At 66.6% G+C, this 1,694-nt stretch carries 1 protein-coding gene; it reads left to right on the top strand.

Annotated features, from left to right (window positions below; genetic code table 11):
* Positions 1 to 90 precede the first annotated feature (90 nt).
* On the top strand, positions 91 to 1,452 hold the full coding sequence (locus C665_RS19475; RefSeq protein ID WP_004300513.1) for an IS1380 family transposase: 1,362 nt from the start codon (positions 91 to 93) through the stop codon (positions 1,450 to 1,452).
* Positions 1,453 to 1,694: the final 242 nt, after the last annotated feature.

The raw sequence follows: 1,694 nt of genomic DNA, 5'->3' as shown, positions 1-1,694 counted from the left end.
CCTGAATCCGTGTTCGTTTAGCCGGAAATCCAGCCTAACGCATTGATGTAATTGTACAATTACGCATCCGACTCATTCACCCAACCGACCATGCCGCGCTTCGAAGTCAAGCAATCCGCCAAGCTCAACCTGACCTCGTACTCGGGCCTGGCGCTGATCGGGCAGTGCTGCCAGGCGGCACAGGTTCAGGCGGTGATCGACCCGAGGCTGCCAGTGTCGCAGGGCATGCTGAGCTCGGATCTGGTCAAGTCGGTGGTCGGGCTGCTGAGCCTGGGCAAGAGCGACTTCGAGGCGATCGAGCCGTTTCGCGGCGACCGCTTCTTCAAGGAAGCGCTCGGGCTCGCCAAGGTGCCCGGCAGCGTGTGGATGCGCCAACGGCTCGATGCCCGCGCGGCCGAGCTGCGCGAGCTGACCGACGAGCTGAGCCTGCGCCTGCTCGAGCGCACCGAGGCGCCGATCACGGCGCACAAGGGCTACGTCTGCGCCGACCTGGACACCTTCGTGATGGACAACTCCGACACCAAGAAGGAAGCGGTCAGCCGCACCTACCAGGGTGTCGACGGCTACACGCCGATCGCGCTGTACCTGGGCAACGAGGGCTGGAACCTCGGCCTGGAACTGCGCGCGGGTTCGCACCACTCGGCGCTGGAGACGGAGTATTTCTTCGAGCGCGCGCTCCCGCGCCTGCGCCGGGTGTGCGCCGCCGATGCGAAGCTGCTGTGGCGCGCCGATAGCGGCTTCGATAGCGCGCGGCTGCTGTTCGCGCTGGCCGACGAGCGCGATCGCTGGGCCGAACTCGGGCGTTCGTTCGATTACCTCACCAAGTGGAACCCGCGCCGCCAGGACAAGACCGCCTGGGTGGATCGGGCCGAGGCCGCCGGTGCGTTCGAAGAAGCGCGCGTGGGCAAGCGGGTGGGGCTGCTGGACCTGAAGATCGATCGTGCCTGGAAGAAGGCCAAGCGCACGCTGCGCCTGGTGGTGCGGGTGACCGAGCGCACCATCGACAAGAAGGGCCAGCACCTGCTGGCGCCCGAGATCGAGATCGAAGGCTGGTGGACCAGCCTCGATGGGGCGATGGCCGAGGTGATCGAGCTCTACAAGCACCACGGCACGCACGAGCAGTTCCACTCCGAGATCAAGACCGACCTGGACCTCGAGCGCCTGCCCTCGGGTAAGTTCGACACCAACGACGCGGTCGTGCATCTGGCCGCATTCGCCTACAACTGCCTGCGCCTGATCGGCCAGCTCGGGCTGGCCGGCGAGCTCTCGCCGATCCGCCACCCGGCCAAGCGCCGGCGCATCAAGACGGTGCTGCAGGAGGTGATGTACCGCGCGGCGAAGTTCGTCGAACACGCCCGGCGCCTGGTGCTGGACTTCGGGCGCGGCGTGGCCGCGCATGTGAAGGTGTTCACCACGGTGCAGGCGCGACTGTGCGCGGTGGCTTCGCCGTGATGCAAATCCGGCGGCCGAATTCTCCGAATCGAGGCCATTTCGCTGCGGCGGAAGGGCGACGGCCGCGCGGGAGAAGGGAAATGACATAGCGCACCCGCCGGAAGCCCGGCTCGCCGGCGCTCCGGGCCATGAAAGGACGGCGCTCGGGGCTGCGGTGAGCTGAGATTGGGAGTCAGGCAGCAGAAGAATCATGCGCTGGGGCTCGCGGAGCGGGTATGCGCTGTAGAGAACACGGATTCAGG

The sequence above is a fragment of the Thauera aminoaromatica S2 genome, from assembly GCF_000310185.1.
Taxonomy (GTDB): Bacteria; Pseudomonadota; Gammaproteobacteria; order Burkholderiales; family Rhodocyclaceae; genus Thauera; species Thauera aminoaromatica.
Note: the sequence above shows the minus strand (reverse complement) of the source record. Positions and strands in the feature narration are given on the sequence as shown.